At 63.7% G+C, this 16,264-nt stretch carries 17 protein-coding genes; 11 read left to right on the forward strand and 6 right to left on the reverse strand.

Annotated elements, in window-relative coordinates:
• Window positions 1-23 precede the first annotated feature (23 nt).
• The 5 genes from OYT13_RS03010 to OYT13_RS03030 are packed head-to-tail and all read left to right on the forward strand — an operon-like array spanning window position 24 to window position 3,553.
• Window positions 24-686, forward strand: a complete 663-nt coding sequence (locus OYT13_RS03010) for an amino acid ABC transporter permease (RefSeq protein ID WP_150551705.1) — start codon at window positions 24-26, stop codon at window positions 684-686.
• Complete coding sequence (locus tag OYT13_RS03015; protein ID WP_268567223.1) at window positions 676-1,338, forward strand: amino acid ABC transporter permease; 663 nt, start codon at window positions 676-678, stop codon at window positions 1,336-1,338. The genes OYT13_RS03010 and OYT13_RS03015 overlap by 11 nt, the downstream gene beginning before the upstream one ends.
• Before the next feature lie 31 nt (window positions 1,339-1,369).
• Window positions 1,370-2,329: an agmatinase gene (locus OYT13_RS03020; protein ID WP_268567224.1), complete on the forward strand. Its 960-nt coding sequence runs from the start codon at window positions 1,370-1,372 to the stop codon at window positions 2,327-2,329.
• 14 nt (window positions 2,330-2,343) lie between these two features.
• Entirely contained in the window at window positions 2,344-3,072 is a 729-nt protein-coding gene (locus tag OYT13_RS03025) for an amino acid ABC transporter ATP-binding protein (RefSeq protein WP_157211380.1), read from the forward strand.
• Window positions 3,073-3,130: 58 nt separating this feature from the next.
• A complete protein-coding gene (locus tag OYT13_RS03030; protein WP_017232565.1) occupies window positions 3,131-3,553 on the forward strand; it encodes a RidA family protein in 423 nt (140 codons plus the stop codon).
• Window positions 3,554-3,727: 174 nt separating this feature from the next.
• Here OYT13_RS03030 and OYT13_RS03035 read toward each other — a convergent pair whose 3' ends face one another.
• Window positions 3,728-4,291, reverse strand: a complete 564-nt coding sequence (locus OYT13_RS03035) for a hypothetical protein (RefSeq protein ID WP_261939262.1) — start codon at window positions 4,289-4,291, stop codon at window positions 3,728-3,730.
• A 421-nt stretch (window positions 4,292-4,712) separates the two neighbouring features.
• On the opposite strand from OYT13_RS03035, the gene OYT13_RS03040 reads away from it, so the two are divergent.
• On the forward strand, window positions 4,713-5,030 hold the full coding sequence (locus tag OYT13_RS03040; RefSeq protein ID WP_268567225.1) for a DUF190 domain-containing protein: 318 nt from the start codon (window positions 4,713-4,715) through the stop codon (window positions 5,028-5,030).
• A gap of 58 nt (window positions 5,031-5,088) precedes the next feature.
• Here the strand turns inward: OYT13_RS03040 and OYT13_RS03045 are convergent, their stop codons facing one another.
• Complete coding sequence (locus tag OYT13_RS03045; RefSeq protein WP_017232562.1) at window positions 5,089-6,405, reverse strand: MFS transporter; 1,317 nt, start codon at window positions 6,403-6,405, stop codon at window positions 5,089-5,091.
• A gap of 40 nt (window positions 6,406-6,445) precedes the next feature.
• Entirely contained in the window at window positions 6,446-7,561 is a 1,116-nt protein-coding gene (locus OYT13_RS03050) for a M20 aminoacylase family protein (RefSeq protein WP_017232561.1), read from the reverse strand.
• A 274-nt stretch (window positions 7,562-7,835) separates the two neighbouring features.
• On the opposite strand from OYT13_RS03050, the gene OYT13_RS03055 reads away from it, so the two are divergent.
• The 4 genes from OYT13_RS03055 to OYT13_RS03070 all read left to right on the forward strand — a co-directional run bounded on the left by OYT13_RS03055 (window position 7,836) and on the right by OYT13_RS03070 (window position 12,134).
• Window positions 7,836-8,363: a MarR family winged helix-turn-helix transcriptional regulator gene (locus OYT13_RS03055; protein ID WP_157211372.1), complete on the forward strand. Its 528-nt coding sequence runs from the start codon at window positions 7,836-7,838 to the stop codon at window positions 8,361-8,363.
• A gap of 231 nt (window positions 8,364-8,594) precedes the next feature.
• Window positions 8,595-9,515, forward strand: coding sequence for an alpha/beta fold hydrolase (locus OYT13_RS03060; protein ID WP_017232559.1), 921 nt, complete (start codon window positions 8,595-8,597; stop codon window positions 9,513-9,515).
• 174 nt (window positions 9,516-9,689) lie between these two features.
• Window positions 9,690-11,009 carry an MFS transporter gene (locus OYT13_RS03065; RefSeq protein WP_017232558.1) on the forward strand — a complete coding sequence of 440 codons (1,320 nt, stop codon included), beginning with the start codon at window positions 9,690-9,692 and terminating at the stop codon, window positions 11,007-11,009.
• A gap of 141 nt (window positions 11,010-11,150) precedes the next feature.
• A complete protein-coding gene (locus OYT13_RS03070) occupies window positions 11,151-12,134 on the forward strand; it encodes a M14 family metallopeptidase (RefSeq protein ID WP_268567226.1) in 984 nt (327 codons plus the stop codon).
• Window positions 12,135-12,136: 2 nt separating this feature from the next.
• On the opposite strand, the gene OYT13_RS03075 is transcribed toward OYT13_RS03070, so the two are convergent.
• Window positions 12,137-12,544: a winged helix-turn-helix transcriptional regulator gene (locus OYT13_RS03075; RefSeq protein WP_268567227.1), complete on the reverse strand. Its 408-nt coding sequence runs from the start codon at window positions 12,542-12,544 to the stop codon at window positions 12,137-12,139.
• A 162-nt stretch (window positions 12,545-12,706) separates the two neighbouring features.
• On the opposite strand from OYT13_RS03075, the gene OYT13_RS03080 reads away from it, so the two are divergent.
• Entirely contained in the window at window positions 12,707-13,708 is a 1,002-nt protein-coding gene (locus OYT13_RS03080) for an LLM class flavin-dependent oxidoreductase (protein ID WP_268567228.1), read from the forward strand.
• An 81-nt stretch (window positions 13,709-13,789) separates the two neighbouring features.
• Here OYT13_RS03080 and OYT13_RS03085 read toward each other — a convergent pair whose 3' ends face one another.
• Together OYT13_RS03085 and OYT13_RS03090 are read right to left on the reverse strand one after the other, a co-directional pair.
• Window positions 13,790-15,058, reverse strand: coding sequence for an NAD(P)/FAD-dependent oxidoreductase (locus OYT13_RS03085; RefSeq protein ID WP_261939255.1), 1,269 nt, complete (start codon window positions 15,056-15,058; stop codon window positions 13,790-13,792).
• An 85-nt stretch (window positions 15,059-15,143) separates the two neighbouring features.
• Complete coding sequence (locus OYT13_RS03090; RefSeq protein ID WP_268567229.1) at window positions 15,144-15,977, reverse strand: aldo/keto reductase; 834 nt, start codon at window positions 15,975-15,977, stop codon at window positions 15,144-15,146.
• Window positions 15,978-16,264: the final 287 nt, after the last annotated feature.

Here is a 16,264-nt window from a genome sequence, read left to right on the forward strand (position 1 = left end):
CGACCACGGTCGGCGGGCTTGACATGGGCGGTGTGATCGCACCGTTCCTCGAAGGCGTCGTCTCGGGAACGGCGATCACGCTGGCTGCGTCGGCCGTCGCCTTCGCCATCGGTCTGGCGCTGGGTGTCGTGCTGCTCCTCGCCCGCATCTCGCCGCTCGCGCCATTGCGCTCGCTCGTCGTGCTGTGGGTGAGCCTGATTCGCGGCACGCCGGCGCTGATTCACATGCTGATCGCGTACTACATGGTGCCGGCGCTGTTCGATATCTCGATCTCGCCCATCACAGCCGGAATTGCGGCGCTGGCGTGTAACACGAGCGCCTATATCGTCGAGATTCTGCGCGGCGCGCTCGGCACGATCTCTCGTGGGCAACGCGCCGCCGCCTACGCCATGGGCATGCGCGTCTCGCAGGTCTGGCGGCACGTACTCCTGCCACAGGTGATCTATCGCGCCATTCCGCCGCTCACCAGCGAGTTCACGATCCTGCTCAAGGCGTCGTCGCTGATGTCGATCATCGCCGTGCCGGAACTGGCGACAGTCGCCCGCAATGCCACGCTGCAGACCGACCTGCCACTACAGGTGTTCGCGATCACCGCCGCCGTGTACTTCGTCCTTCTGTTCTGCATTTCGGCCGTCTCGCGTCTGTGCGAGCGCCGCGTTTCCAGGATGTTGCCCCATGGCCATTGATGTCTCCATCGTCAGGGAAGCGATTCCCGTGCTGCTCGAAGGCCTGCGCGTCACGGCACTGGTCAGCGTCATCGGCATTCCGCTCGGCGTGGCGATCGGCATCGTCGCCGCCTATGCGGCGCAGTCGCGCACGGTCTTGCGCCCTATCGCACTGGGCTACGTGGAGGGGGTGCGCAACATCCCGTACCTGATTCTCGTTTACCTGTCGTTCTTCGGCCTGCCCAAGCTCGGCATCGGTGCGTCGGCCATGAGCGTTGCGGTAGGTTGCACGGCGTTCTACACCGGCGGCTACTTCTGCGAAATCCTGCGCGCGGCACTGCGCAGCGTCGCCCGCGGACAAACGCATGCGGCGCTCTCGCTCGGCATGACCTATTGGCAGACGCAACGGCACATCATCGCGCCTCAGCTCTTCGGTTTCCTGATTCCGCCGACGACGAGCCTCGTGATCATGATGTTCAAGGACTCGGCCATCTTTTCGGTCATGAGCCTGCCGGAGATGACCTATCAGAGCAATCTGCTTACGGCCAACACATTCGCCTACGTTGAAGTGCTTGGCACGACAGCGTTGATCTACTGGGTCAGCAGCGTCTTGCTGGCCAGCGTGGGGCGCCGACTGGAAACCGTTGTCGGGCGACGTACCCGGCACGCCTGACGCCCCGAAACTTCCACCCGAGGACACTTTCATGACGACCTACACCGTGGCCCCTCGCACCGGCCATCCGACCCTGCTGTATTCTGAGCTGGATCTCGATATCGACAACCTCAAGGCCGACATCGCCGTGTTGGGCATGCCCTACGGTGCCCCGTATGCGGCGTCGGATTTCAGCAACGACCAGACGAATGCGCCGTCCGCCATCCGCCAGGCGACGGACCGCATCGCGCGTCGCCCGAACCACTACGACTTCGACATCGACGGGCCGCTGCTCCAGGGACGCACGGATATTCGCTTCGTCGATTGTGGTGACATCATCCCGGACCTGACGACGCCCGGCGAGCACTATGCCCGCGCCGAGGCGGCGGTGCGTCGCATCGTGGCCGGCGGCGCGATGCCCATCGTGCTTGGCGGCGACCACGGCATTACGACGCCGGTGCTGCGCGGCCTGGACCAGAAGGGGCCCATCACGCTCGTGCACATCGATGCCCACCTGGATTGGCGTGACGAGGTGAACGGCGTGCGCGAAGGCCTCTCGAGCCCGATTCGCCGCGCCTCGGAGATGGCGCACGTGGACCGCATCGTGCAGATCGGCCTGCGCGCGCAGGGGAGCGGCCGTTACGAGGAACTCGTCGCGGCGCGCGCCTACGGTGCCGAACTGGTGACCGCGTACGAGCTGCATGATATCGGCATGGACGCCGTGCTCGATCGCATTCCGGACGGCGGCAACTACTACCTCACCATCGACGCGGACGGCCTCGATCCGTCGACGATGCCGGCCGTTGCCGGTCCCGCGCCCGGTGGGGTGACGTTTGTACAGGCGCGCAAGCTGATTCACGGCCTGGTACGCAAGGGACGCGTGGTCGGGATGGACATCGTGGAGATTCAGCCCGAGAAGGACGACGCCAACATGATCTCGTGCGTGACGGCCGGTCGTCTGATTCTCAACCTGATCGGCGCATCGATTCGCGCGGGGCACTTCGACAAATGAGCACCGCACAGCCCATCATCGACATCCGGAACGTCGACAAATGGTACGGCGCGCATCACGTGCTCAAGCAGTGCTCAACGCAGGTGGGCGCGGGCGAGATCGTGGTGGTGTGCGGACCGTCCGGGTCCGGCAAGTCGACCCTGATCAAGACGGTCAATGCACTGGAGCCTTTCCAGAAGGGCGATGTCGTCGTCGACGGCACGTCGCTTACGGCCAGGACGACCGACCTGCCGAAGCTGCGCAGCAAGGTTGGCATGGTCTTCCAGCATTTCGAGCTGTTCCCGCATCTGGATCTCACGCGCAATCTCACGCTCGCGCAGCAGATCGTGCTGGGCCGCGGTGTCGACGCGGCCCGCACCAAGGCGCGCGCGCTACTCGATCGCGTCGGTCTGTCGGCGCATGCGCACAAGTATCCGGGGCAGTTGTCGGGCGGTCAGCAGCAACGCGTGGCGATTGCGCGCGCGTTGTCGATGGACCCGATGGCCATGCTGTTCGATGAGCCGACCTCGGCGCTGGACCCGGAGATGGTCAACGAGGTGCTCGACGTGATGGTCGAACTCGCCCGCGAAGGCATGACGATGATGGTCGTCACGCACGAGATGGGGTTCGCGCGACGCGTGGCCCATCGCGTGGTGTTCATGGAGGACGGCGCCATCATCGAGGACAGTCCGACCGACATGTTCTTCAACGACGCCGCCAGTGCCGCCGCCAAACGCTTTCTCTCGAAGATCCTGACACATTGAGTGCACGACGCCATCGCGCGCCGTGCCGACCCCCATCAAGACCCCATACCGAGACATCATGACGCACACCCGAATCCGCAAATTCAACACCCGCGACACTTACCCGGAGCAGAAGCTCGACAACGACCTCTGTCAGGCGGTCGTCGCCGGCAACACTATTTATCTGCGTGGTCAGATCGGCCAGGATCTCGATACGCGCGAATCCGTTGGCATCGGCGATGTTGCCGCGCAGGCCGAAAAGGCCATGGCCAACGTTGCGATGCTGCTCGACGAGTGCGGCAGCCAGCTCGCGGATATCTGCAAGGTCACGGTGTATCTCGTCGATCCGCGTTATCGCGAGGCGGTCTACAACGTCATGGGACGCTGGCTCAAGGGCGTGTTTCCAGTGTCGACCGGCATCGTTGTGCAGGCGCTGGCGCGCCCGGAGTGGCTGGTCGAAATCGATGTGACGGCGGTGAAGCCGGCGGTGTCGTCGGCATAAGCGGCACGAGCGGCATAAGCCGCATAAGTGAAGCAACAACAACGTCGGGCCGGCGTGCAAGCGCCGGCCACGTATCGCGCTGCGCCAAGCGCGGTCAAACGCACCGAAGCGCACTCAGAAGCCCACTCAGAAGCCCACTCAGAAGCCCACTCAGCAGCCCACTCAGCAGCCCACTCAGAAGCGGCGTTTGACGTAAATCGTCGCACCCAAGTCGTGCGAGCGCAGCAGCGGCACACGGGCACTTGCCGAAAACGTCCATTCCTCCGTCTTGAGCGACAATCCGCGCTTCGGGTCGGAGCCCAGCTTATCGTCGGTGTTGGCCCACTGCACGAGGGACAACTGCGGCGCCGTGGAAGGTCCGATCTTCAGGTAGCTGTGAGTCGGCCGCGCGGCCGGTTCCGAGGTCGAGGTGTCGATCCAGTCCACATGTCCGTTGTCCGCCGTCGGCAGGGCGCTGTTGATCGATTCGATGCGCGTGTAAAGGAATGCGCTGTCGTCGGCCAGCGCGGTCGGCTCCGGACCCTCGCGACCAAACGGATACAGGGTGACGCGAACGGCCGGAACGGCAGCAACGGAGACCGGTGGAGGCGGTTGCGGCACGTGTATGGGGAGTGGCCCGGGGCCAACGTTGGCCAGCATCATCTGTTCGGATGAGCCCGAGTTGGCGCCCTCTGCGATCGCCACGCCGCTTAGCGTGACGACACACGCGCCGATCATCCATTTGCCTAGGCACGTCATGGACATGCCTCCCGTGAAGGAATGGAAACGCTACGTCGCCAGCCCCAATTTGTCTCACGTACAACGACCTTCGTATTACGAACCGTCTTTCGTGGCCTTTTCGCGTCGTACGCATTTAGGAAGTGTAGTCAGTCATTTGCGTCCCGCTACCCCAATTTGCACTGAGGTTGATCGTCGTCAGAGCGGAACTGCCTGCCCAAGCCCGTCGGACCTGACGCTTGCGTGGGGGGCAACGACGCGGCTCGGGGTTTGTCCCGAGATCGTGACGGCGGTTGCCGACGCAGCGGACCGGCGGTTGGGCGGCGCATTGAACGAGTCGCGTTCCCGGTGAAGCGCGATGTGCTAGATTTAAATCAACGGGCGAGGGTATGCCAGTCAGGGGCGCGCGAACGTGGCGCACGCTGCGCCTGGGGAGGTCGTCATGCACGGATGTCAACTCACCTTCTACACACAGCAGAATCACCGCCATGGCCATCAGCCGGTCGCCGAATGGATCATGAGCGAAGTGCGGCAGCTGGGGATTCGCGGGGCCACCCTGTTCGTGGGCACGGAAGGTATCGATCATGTCGGAAAGCGTCATGCAGCCCGATTCTTTGAGCTCGCCGAACAACCGGTCGAGGTCGTGTTGGCCATCACCGATGAGGAAGCCGAACGCCTGCTCGACGTGATTCGTGTGCAACGCGTCCACGTTTTCTATACGCGCTTCCCGATTGAATTCGGCATGCTTGGCGATGGTTAGCGCAGGGCGGAGGCACGACGCCGCCGACCGCCCTGTTCGCGCGTGCTTTGTACGCGGCTCAGGTCGCAAGCGCCGCTGAGGCGCGCCGCTCGGCCGACGGCAACACCAACACACCGGCCAGCCCGATGACCACGCTCGTCAGGACGTAGTAGATCGGCGCGAGATTGCTGCCGGTCACATGCACGAGCCACGTATTCAGGAACGGCGCGAGGCCGCCGAATACCAGCACCGCGAGGTTGTAGGTGACGGCGGCGCCGGTCGAGCGCACGCTGACTGGAAACACCTCGGTCAGCACGATCGGCGTCGGGCCCCAGAAGAAGCTCATGAAGAACGACACGCCGATCTGCACCGCCAGCAGCGAGCCCAGGCTCGGCAGGGTGACGAAGTGCTTGAACAGCACGTACGACGCCACGCCATACGCGATGATCGCCGGCAGCAGGACCGCCTTGCGGCCGTAGCGATCCGACAAATAGCCGGCAAGCGGGCAGAACACGAGGATGACCAGGGTGGCGATGAACGTGCTCAGGTTGACGTCGGCGGCCGACATGCCCAGTTGCTTCTTCGCGAAGATCGGCAGGAAGAACACGAACACGTAGGCCGACACGGTGCCGACCACCGAGATGCCGAGCGTGCCGAACACCGCGCGCGGATAGTCGCGGAACACGGTGCGCAGCGGCGTGTTCACGCGCTGAATCTTGCCGCGTTTCACATCGTTCGCGTAATTGAGAAATTCCGGCGATTCGTCGACGTTCGAGCGGATCAGCCAGCCGACCGGCCCGATCAGAATGCCGAGCAGGAACGGCAGGCGCCAGCCCCACGACTCGAGATCGTGCGGCGCGAGATTGACTGTCAGTAGATAGGCCACCAAGGCACCGAGAGAGAACGCCAGCGCCTGCGAGCACATCTGGAAGCTGCCGAAAAAGCCGCGGCGATTCGCGGGGGCGAACTCCACCAGCATCGTGGTCGCGCCACTGAACTCGCCGCCGACCGAGAAGCCCTGGATCAGCCGCGCAAGCACCATCAGGATCGGCGCCGCAATGCCGATAGCCTCATGCGTCGGCAAGATGCCGATCATGCCGGTGCCGACCGCCATCAGCACGATCGTCAGCGACAGCGCTTTCTTGCGGCCGACCCGGTCGCCATAGAGGCCGAGCAGTACGCCGCCGAGCGGCCGTACCGCGAAGCCGACGCCAAACGTCGCAAGTGTGAGCAGCATCGACGCGAACTCGTTGCCGCTCGGGAAAAAAAGCTTCGCGATCATTACGGCGAACAGACCGTAGATCGCGAAGTCGAACCATTCGAAGGCATTGCCGAGTACCGAGGCGATGACGACTTTGCGCACCATCGCCGGCGACGGTGTCGGGTTTTCGTTCATTGCGGTTCCCCTCTGATCGATTGTTGGAAGTGAGGCCGGCTTAGCCAAGCCGTTGCCGGACGATTTCGAGGAACACGGCCACGCCGGTGGGGGCGGTGTCGTCGTCGAAATCGAATTCGGGGTGGTGACAGGTGAGTCCGTCGTGACCGAGGAAGAAGTACGAGCCCGGGCGCTGCTGCAACATGAACGCGAAGTCTTCCGAGGCCATCAGCGGGGCGACGTCGACGATCACGTTGTCCACACCGAGAACGCGCTCCGCCGCGCGCCGCACATGTTCGGTTTCGGTGGGGGTGTTGACGGTCGGCGGCGACGTTTGCAGATGCTCGAAGCTGACTTCACAGCCATACATCGTCGCCGCGCCTTCGCAAATCGTGCGCAGTCGTGCGAGCGTGATGTCCTGTGCCTTGACTGACAGCGTGCGCACGGTGCCTTCGAGCACCGCGGTGTCGGGGATGACGTTGATCGCCGTGCCCGACAGGAACTTGCACACACTCACCACAGCGGTGTCGAGCGGGTCGATGTTGCGACTCGCGATGCTCTGTATCGACTGCACCAGGGTGGTCCCGACGATCAACGGATCGATCGATTTGTGCGGCATCGCCGCGTGACTGCCGATGCCCTTGATGGTGATGCGGAACAGGTCGCATGCCGACAGAATGGCACCGCTGCGCACGCCGACCTTGCCGGCCGGCAGAGCGTTGTTGTTGTGCAGCGCGTAGATTTCGTCGCAATGGAATCGCTCGAACAGGCCGTCGTCGATCATGGCCGAGCCGCCGCGTAGCGTTTCCTCGGCCGGCTGAAAGATCAGATGGATGGTGCCCCGGAAATCGCGATTCAGGGACAAGTGCCTGGCGACGCCGAGCAGGATGGCTGTGTGGCCGTCGTGGCCACAGCCGTGGAACACATTGTCGTGCGTCGAGCGGTGCGCGGACGTGCCCTTTTCGCTCATCGGCAGCGCGTCCATGTCGGCGCGCAGACCGATCGACGGTCCCTCGCCCCGCGTGCCGTGGATCGTGCCGACCACGCCAGTGCCGGCGATACCGGTCTCGATGTCGATTGCCCAGTCGGCGAGCAGCCTTGCCACCAGACCGGCCGTGCGATGCTCGTGAAAGCCCAACTCCGGATGCTGGTGGATGTCCCTGCGCCACGTGCGCATCTGTTCTCCAAGACCGCTCAATTCGCCATCCATCTGCATTGCGCCAACCTCTTTTTCACGGGGGAGTGTGGGGACCGTCCAGGGACTGCCCGAACGAATGCTTCTGGTCGAAGGGTAATTCATTAGTTGAATATTTCAACTAATGAATTACCCGGATATTGTCGACCATCGATCCGGCTGAGCTATCATCGTCCGTGGCGAAGCGGCTGCGGGCGAGGGTAGGCCGGCGCAACGCGCTTCGATGGGATGCAGACTTCAGACAGGGCGGCAGCACATGCGAGCAGGAACGTCACCGGCGGGACATGACGAAGGACCGGGGGGCCGTGGCAAAGACGACATAGCCGAAGGCGGCACGGCCGGTGGCGTGGCCTATTATTTGACGTTCAAGCTGGACCTGATCAAAAGCGAGATGATCAGCCGTGCCAACGCCGAGTATCGTCCCGCGTTCGGGCTCGATGTGCGTTCATTGCGCGTGCTGCGCGTGATCTGCGACGCCCCCGGGATTACCGCGAGCGCGCTCAATGCGCAGACGCTCGTCGAGAAGACGTTGCTCTCGAAGCTGATCGCGGACTTGATTCAACGCAAGCTGGTTCGGCGCTCGATCCATCCCGACGACGCGCGTCACTTTCAACTGTGGCCGACGGCGGCCGGCAAGCGCCTGCGCGTGTCCAGCGACGAGCTTGGGCAGTCGATGGAGACGGAAATGCTGTCGATGCTCAGTGCCGACGAGCGCGGGCAACTGAACAGCATTGTCGACAAGTTGGTCGACGCGTTTCAGAAGGCGGGAAAGGCTCAGGGGTGAACGTTGCGGACGCGCGGGCGGGGTCGTCGGTTCGGCGCGACACGACAGCCCATGAACGTTCCGGGGCGTAGCGCGTCATGGGTACAGAGGGTGTTCGCATCAGCGCCGATTCTTTCATGGAAGCAACCAGCACGGGTACGACGCGGTAACGAAGCACGTGGTTCGCGGTAGCGATCGATGGCGACAACGGTGGCGTCATCGATCGGTTTTCTCAACCCTCGGAGGTTAGAAATGCGAAAGATGCTCTCTTTTCTGTTGTTGCTTGCCTCGCTGTACGTCTTGCCCGTCGTCCCCGCCTTCTCCGCAGTCGTGCCATTTCCGGCGAGTTTCAAGACGCGGACCATTACGACCAACGGCGCAAAGATTTACGTTCGCGTCGGCGGCCATGGGCCTGCCGTGGTGTTGCTGCATGGCTACGGTGAGACCGGCGACATGTGGGCGCCGCTCGCCGCGAAGCTGGCCGCCACTCACACGGTGGTCGTGCCGGATCTGCGGGGCATGGGGCTTTCCGACCACCCCGCGACCGGCTATGACAAGAAGAACGAAGCGCGCGATATCGCCGGTGTTTTGGACACGCTCCAGATTGGCAAGGTCGACGTGGTCGCCCATGACATCGGCAACATGGTCGCTTACGCGTTCGCGGCCGAGCAGCCCGAGCGCGTGTCCAAACTCGTGTTGATGGATGCCCCGATACCCGGCGTCGGCCCGTGGGAGGAAATCCTGAAGAGCCCGCTGCTGTGGCACTTCCGATTTGGTGGGCCGGACATGGAACGGCTGGTGAAAGGCCGCGAGCGCATTTACCTGGATCGCTTCTGGAACGATTTCTCGGCGAATCCGAAAAACTTCGACGAGGCATCGCGCCGGCACTACGCCAAGTTCTACGCCTTGCCCGGTGCCATGCATTCCGGCTTCGAGCAGTTCCACGCTTTCGACCAGGACGCAATCGATAACAAAGCCTTCCTCGCCAAAGGCCCGTTGCCGATGCCGGTGCTCGCTATCGGCGGCGAAAAATCGTTCGGCACCATGATGGAAACCGTGGCGCGTGGGGCCGCCGCCAATGTGCAGGGGGTGGTGATCCCGGGGGCTGGCCACTGGCTGATGGAGGAGCAGCCGAAGGCGACGGTGGCGGCCATCGTCCAGTTTCTTCAGTGATGCACGCGCCGACTTCTCAATCAGCACCCGTGCGTGCCGAATCGGCACGAAGCCTCTTTTTCTGCCGCCTACACTCCGCTTCCTGAGACTGGCTGATGGCTCCTGCGCGCCTTCGTGGCGCCCCGGGGTCATCTCACACTTATCCCCAACGCCAGCGATCCAGAGGAGCCGGGCATGACCCACAACGCCAAACCCCACAACCCGTGGCGCGAAATTTGCGCCGCGAGCATCGGTAATGCACTTGAGTTTTACGATCTGCTGATCTATGGCTACTTCGCCATCGTGATCGGGCAGTTGTTCTTCCCCTCGCACGACCCGACGACGTCGTTGCTGCTCTCCGTCGGCACCTTCGGCATCTCCTTCGTGACGCGTCCCCTGGGCTCGATCGTTCTGGGCAGCTACGCTGACCGTGCCGGCCGCAAGGCGTCGCTCACGGTATCCATCGCCTTGATGATGCTCGGCACCGCCATGATCGCATTCGCCCCGACGTATGCGCAGATCGGCATTTTCTCGCCGCTCCTGATCATCGTCGCCCGCATGTTGCAAGGCTTCTCGACGGGCGGCGAGTTCGGCGCCGCCACGGCCTTCATGGTCGAACATGCCGACGCGAAACGCCGTGGCTTCTTCGCGAGCTGGCAGATGTCGACGCAGGGTCTCGCCACCGTGCTCGCCGCCGGGGTGTCTGCGCTGCTGAGCCTGCTGCTCACCGCCGATCAACTGAGCGCATGGGGATGGCGTATCGCTTTCGCCGTGGGCTTGCTCATCGGCCCGGTCGGTCTTTACATTCGCCGCAATATCGACGAGACGGCCGACTTCAAGAAGCTCGGTCAAAAGCAGCGCGAAACGTCGCCGCTGCGCGAGGTCTTCGGTCGTGATCGCGCCAATATGTTGCTCGGCGCGGGGGTTGTCGCGGCGGCCACAGCGTTCAACTATGTCCACAAGCTTTACATGCCGACGTATGCCGTCAAGCAACTGCATATTCCGGCGACGTCATCGTTCATCGGCGCGGTCGTCACCGGCGTGATGCTGATGATCGCCGCCCCGGTCGTGGGCCACCTTTCCGATCGCTTCGGTCGCATTCGCGTAATGCTCTGGGCACTCATTCTCGTGGGCGTCACGACGTACCCCTTGTTCGTGTTGCTCAACAAATATCCGACGTTCCAGACGCTGCTCATGGTGCAGGCGCTCGTCGGTCTGCTCATCGCCGTGAGTCTCGCGCCGCTGCCCGCCCTGCTGGCGGACATCTTCCCGACGAGCACGCGCGGCACGGGGTTGGCGCTGTCGTATAACTTCTCGGTGACGCTGTTCGGCGGGTTTGCACCGCTCATCGTGACCTGGCTCATCGATGCCACGCACAACAAGCTCGCGCCGAGCTTCTACGTGATGGCGACCGCCGTACTCAGCGTTACCGCAGTGATATCGCTCGGCCGCCGGGTGCGCGCCGGCAAGATCGCCGGCATGACGCACGGCTCGCCCCGCGTATCCAAGGTTTGATCGACGCCCCGGACGATCGGCATGCAATGCACTTCCCGCACCGGCGCCATCGTCCGATGAACTGAATCCCGCCGCAACGACGTCGTTCGCCATTCCCTGCCGAGACGTCGTCGTTCGCGACATCCTCTGTGGAGCATTTTCATGACCACGCTTGAAGCGATCCGCGCCGCCCTGCCGGCATACCCCATCGAAGTCTCGTTCCCCGACATCACCCGCTGGCGCGAAGGCAACACTGGCATCGACTACCTACATTCGTTCGACAGCGGCAAGCCCGGCAAGCACGTGATGATTCTCGCGCTCACGCACGGCAACGAAGTGAGCGGCGCCATCGCGGTCGATACGTTGCTTGCCGCCGGTGTGCGTCCCACGGCGGGCCGTCTGTCGCTGGGCTTCGGCAATATCGGTGCGTACGAGCTATTCAGCGCGGAGAATGCCGACGCTACCCGTTTCCTCGACGAAGACATGAACCGCGTCTGGACGCCATCGACGCTCGATGGAGCGCGTCAGAGCCGCGAGCTCGCGCGTGCCCGTGCGATGCGTCCGTTCATCGACACGGTCGATCTGCTGCTCGACATCCACTCGATGCACGAGGCGTCCGCGCCGCTGATGATGACCGGTCCGCTGGAGAAGGCGATCGCCCTCGCCGCCGAACTCGGCACGCCCGAGCACGTGATCGTCGACAAGGGGCACGCGAACGGCACGCGCATGCGCGATTACGGTGGCTTCGGCGACCCGGCCAGCCCGAAGAACGCACTGCTGATCGAAACCGGTCAGCATTTCGCGGGGAGCGCCCGCGATGTCGCGCTCGATTGCGCGGCGCGTTTCCTGATTCATGCGGGCGTCGTGGCCGAAGCCGACATGGCGCCGTACCTGACGCAGACGCAGCCCGCCCGCCAGAAGTTCGTGGAGATCACGCAGCCGGTCGTGGCACGCTCGATGGACTTCCGCTTCTCGCAGCCGTTCACGGGGCTCGAAGTGATCGAGAAGGCCGGCACCGAGATCGCCCGCGATGGCGATGAGGTGATCGTCACGCCCTATGACAACTGCGTCATCGTGCAACCGTCGATGCGGCACCTTGGCGTGAATGTCACGATGATGCGTCTGGGGCGGTTGCTGGATCGTTGATCCTATGGGGCCGTCGTGTCGGTAGCGTCCCCGGAATCCTGAGCCTGTGCCCGCTTGCCGCGGCGCAGGCTCAGTTGGGCGAGTACGTCGGCGTGCTGATTGCCCCAGCGGTAGAGCATCTCGATGGGCTCGATGAACAATTCACCCAGCGGCGTGAGCGAATACTCGACCTTGGGCGGCACGACGGCAAACACCTCGCGGTGAATCAGACCGTCGCGTTCGAGTTCGCGCAACGTCTGCGTGAGCATCTTCTTGGAAATCCCCGGCAAGCGGCGCTGTAGTTCCCCCGTGCGTGTGGTGCCGCACTGCAACGCGTACAACACCATGCTCGTCCACTTCACGCTGAAGAGCTCCAGCACGCGGCGCGGCACGCAGGTTTCCTCGAAAACGAACGGGGCAAGTTTGTTCATGGTTACTAATTGGTGACTATTCAACTGAAAGGTGCCTACTGGGGATTTGGGACCTTCGTCACTATACTTTGTGGCGATGGTGCGCGTCATCCGGTGTGAGGGAGCCTGGAAGCCTGCGGGTCGACATGCGGAGTGGGCGCGCGCAGGAACTTGGAGACTCCCATGAGCAGTTTGTCGAAGACGGCCCTTTCAATGCTGGATCTGGTGCCGGTGCGTGCCGGCGGCACGGTGGCCGATGCCCTGAAACAATCCACGGAACTGGCGCAGCACGTTGAGCACTTGGGCTTCACGCGGTTCTGGCTGGCCGAACACCACAACATGGACGGCATCGCGAGTTCGGCGACGGCGCTGTTGATCGGTCACGTTGCAGGCAAGACGTCGCGTATTAGAGTGGGGTCGGGCGGCGTGATGTTGCCGAACCACCCGCCGTTGGTCGTTGCCGAGAACTTTGGCACGCTCGCCGCGCTGTATCCGGGACGTGTCGATCTGGGCTTGGGGCGCGCACCCGGTGCGGACCAGGCCACCATGCGCGCGCTGCGTCGCGACCGATTGTCCGATGGCGACGATTTCCCCGAGCAGGTCGCCGAATTGCGCGCGCTGCTTGCGCCCGCGCAGCCCGGACAACGGCTTGTCGCAACGCCCGGCGCGGGCAGCGATATTCCGGTGTGGTTGCTGGGCTCGTCGTTGTTTTCCGCGCAACTCGCGGCGCATTTGGGGCTACCGTATGCGTTCGCGTCGCACTTCGCCCCGCGGTTCCTGTTCGACGCACTTCGGCTTTACCGCGAGCGATTCCGTCCCTCGGCAGCGTTGGATAAGCCCTACGTAATGGTGGGCGTGCCGGTCGTGGCCGCGCCCACGGACGAGGAAGCGGCATTTCTCGCAACGTCCGCGCAGCAGAAGATTTTGGCGCTCATGCGCGGGCAAAGCCTGAAATTGCAGCCGCCCGTGAACGATATGGACGCGCGCTGGGATCCGGCCGAACGGCACTCGGTGGAAGCGTTCCTCGGCGTGGCCGTGGTGGGTGGCCCCGAGCGGGTGGGGGCCGGTCTGTCCGATCTGGTCGAGCGTACGCAGGCCGATGAGCTGATGCTCGTCACCGACATCTACGATCCCGCGCTGCGCCTGCGCTCGTGCGATATCGTCGCGTCCGTCTGCAAGTCATGACGATACGCAGCGCGTCGTGAGGATTGGCGAAGGAGGGGGCGCAACGATCACGCCCGCTGTCCTCCGCCTGATCCTGCCCCGTCAGCGAAAGCGGCCGATGGAGAAGGGCGAGAGGTCGATGGCGGGCCGCTCGCCGGACACCAGCGCTGCAATCGTGCGTCCCGTCGAGGCGGCGGCGGTCAGACCTACGTGGCCATGGCCGAATGCATAGAAAGCGTTAGGCACCTTCGACGCCGCGCCCAATACCGGCAGCGAATCGGGCGTGCTGGGGCGGAATCCTTGCCAGCGTGCACCGTCGACCGACTGTGTCGGCTTCGTCCCGTTCACTGCGCCGGGGAACATCTTGTGCAACTGATTGAGCAGCAGATCGGCGCGCCGCCAGTTCGGTGAGGCTTGCAGACCGGCCAGTTCGACCGTGCCCGCACCGCGAAGACGGCCGTTCATCGGTGTGGCGAACAACTTGCCTTCGGCCCACATGACGGGACGTGAGGGCATCTCGTGCGGCGTCGGAATTTCCACGTGATAGCCGCGCTCGGTGTCGAAGACAACGGTGTCGCCCAATTGGCGCACAAGCGGTGCGGACCATGCACCGGCCGCGATCACTACGGCGCTTGCGCTTTCGCGGCCCCGGTTGGTGTGCACGGCCACGGCCTGCGCGCCATTGGTCTCGATGGCGGTGGCGGCAGCATCGACAACTCGCCCGCCCCGCGCGACCACTTGCGCCGTCAAGCGCGCCAACAGCGCGCCGGGATCGGGCGTGTGGCCGGTCTCGCCGATATAGCGGGCACCGACGAAGTCATGCGATAGCGTGGGCTCGAACTCGCGCAATGCGTTCGCATCCAGCGTTTCGATGTGCACGCCGTTGTCGCGGCGCAGCGCCATCCCGCCTTCGTCGCCCACCATACCCTTCTGACTGGAATAGGCGATGAGATAGCCGCGACGCGTGACGAGATCGTTTGCGCCCGCATCGTCAAGCAACGGTTGATAGGCGTCGAGCGCGGGGCCGAGCAGTGCGCGCAACGCGCGCGCCTGCGCGGTGACACGTGCGGGCTGACTGGCGGCGACGAAGCGCATCAGCCATGGCACCATGCGCGGAAGATACCCCCAACGCAGCACCAGCGGACCCTCCGGTTGCATCAACCAGCCGGGTACCTGCCACAGCACGCCGGGCATGGCGATGGGCACGACCGACGAGCCATTGATGCAGCCCGCATTGCCAAGCGACGCCGCCTGGCGTGCCGATTGCCGGTCGACGATCACCACCGCGTGTCCGGCGCGTTGAAGATACGCGGCCGTACATACGCCGACCAAACCGCCCCCGATAACGACGACGGGACGTGAATCATTCATGAAGCCGCCCTGCGAAAACACGAAAGCGCCTAGTGTACCGGGTTAAGTACGTACCCCTGAACGCCTTCAAAATTCAGGAATGTGTTCAGATCATTTCCAACGGACGCTTTCGCGACGGCGCTTCGAACTGGTGATCGAGTCGTAACAGTTCCTCCGCCGTCAGATCGATGTCATGGGCAGCACGATTGGCGCGTACGTGAGCGTCCGTGCTCGCCTTGGGAATGGCGATGACGCCCGGGCGGCTCAGCACCCAGGCAAGCGCAATCTGCAGCGGTGCGACATGGCGCGCGGCGGCGATGTCGTCGAGTGCGCCTTTTGCCGGCAGCCGTCCCTGTTCGATCGGCGAATACGCCATCATCGGCAGACCGCGCGCCGCCAGCCACGGGACAAGGTCATACTCGGGACCGCGCCGCGAAAGGTTGTACAGCACCTGATCGCTCGCACACTGGTCGCCGCCGGGCAGTTCGAACAAGTCTTCCATGTCGTCCGTATCGAAATTGCTCACGCCCCAGTGCCGGATCTTGCCCGCTTCACGCAGTGCTTCGAAGCCGGCAATCGTGTCTTCGAGCGGGACGTCGCCGCGCCAGTGCAGCAGGTAGAGGTCGAGGCGATCGGTGCGCAGGCGTTCCAGACTCCGCTCGCAAGCGGCGATCACGCCACGTCGCGAGGCATTGTGCGGGTAGACCTTGCTCACGAGAAATACTTCATCGCGCAGTCCGTCGAGCGCTTCGCCCACGAGACACTCGGTCGCCCCTTCTCCATACATTTCGGCCGTATCGACCAGCGTCATGCCCAGCGAGACACCCAGTTGCAACGCCGCGATCTCCTCGCGACGCCGCTCCGGCTTCTCGCCCATCATCCAAGTCCCCTGGCCGAGTACCGGCACGGTGTCGCCCTGGGGCAGCGCGATTTTTCGCATGGTCTGTCCTCCGTAATCCTGGTCACCATTATCGGCCCGCAAGTCGAGCGATGACCAGTGCCGTGAGGGCTTCACGCAACACTTTGCGGTGTCGTCCGATCGTTTGACTCGGACTCGCCTGAAGCACCGTTCGGAAATTGCCGCTTTTGCGTTTGTGCACCGATTCTCTCGGATAGTTCACAGCCCTATCGTCGCATCGCCGCGATAAGCTGATTTCACCGATGTACATGGCGATTGTTGCTCCGCAGCGAGACGGCTCGGTGATGGCTCCCGTCGTGTGCATCGGA

The organism is Pandoraea sp. XJJ-1 (genome assembly GCF_026802345.1).
In the GTDB taxonomy this organism is placed as follows: domain Bacteria; phylum Pseudomonadota; class Gammaproteobacteria; order Burkholderiales; family Burkholderiaceae; genus Pandoraea; species Pandoraea cepalis.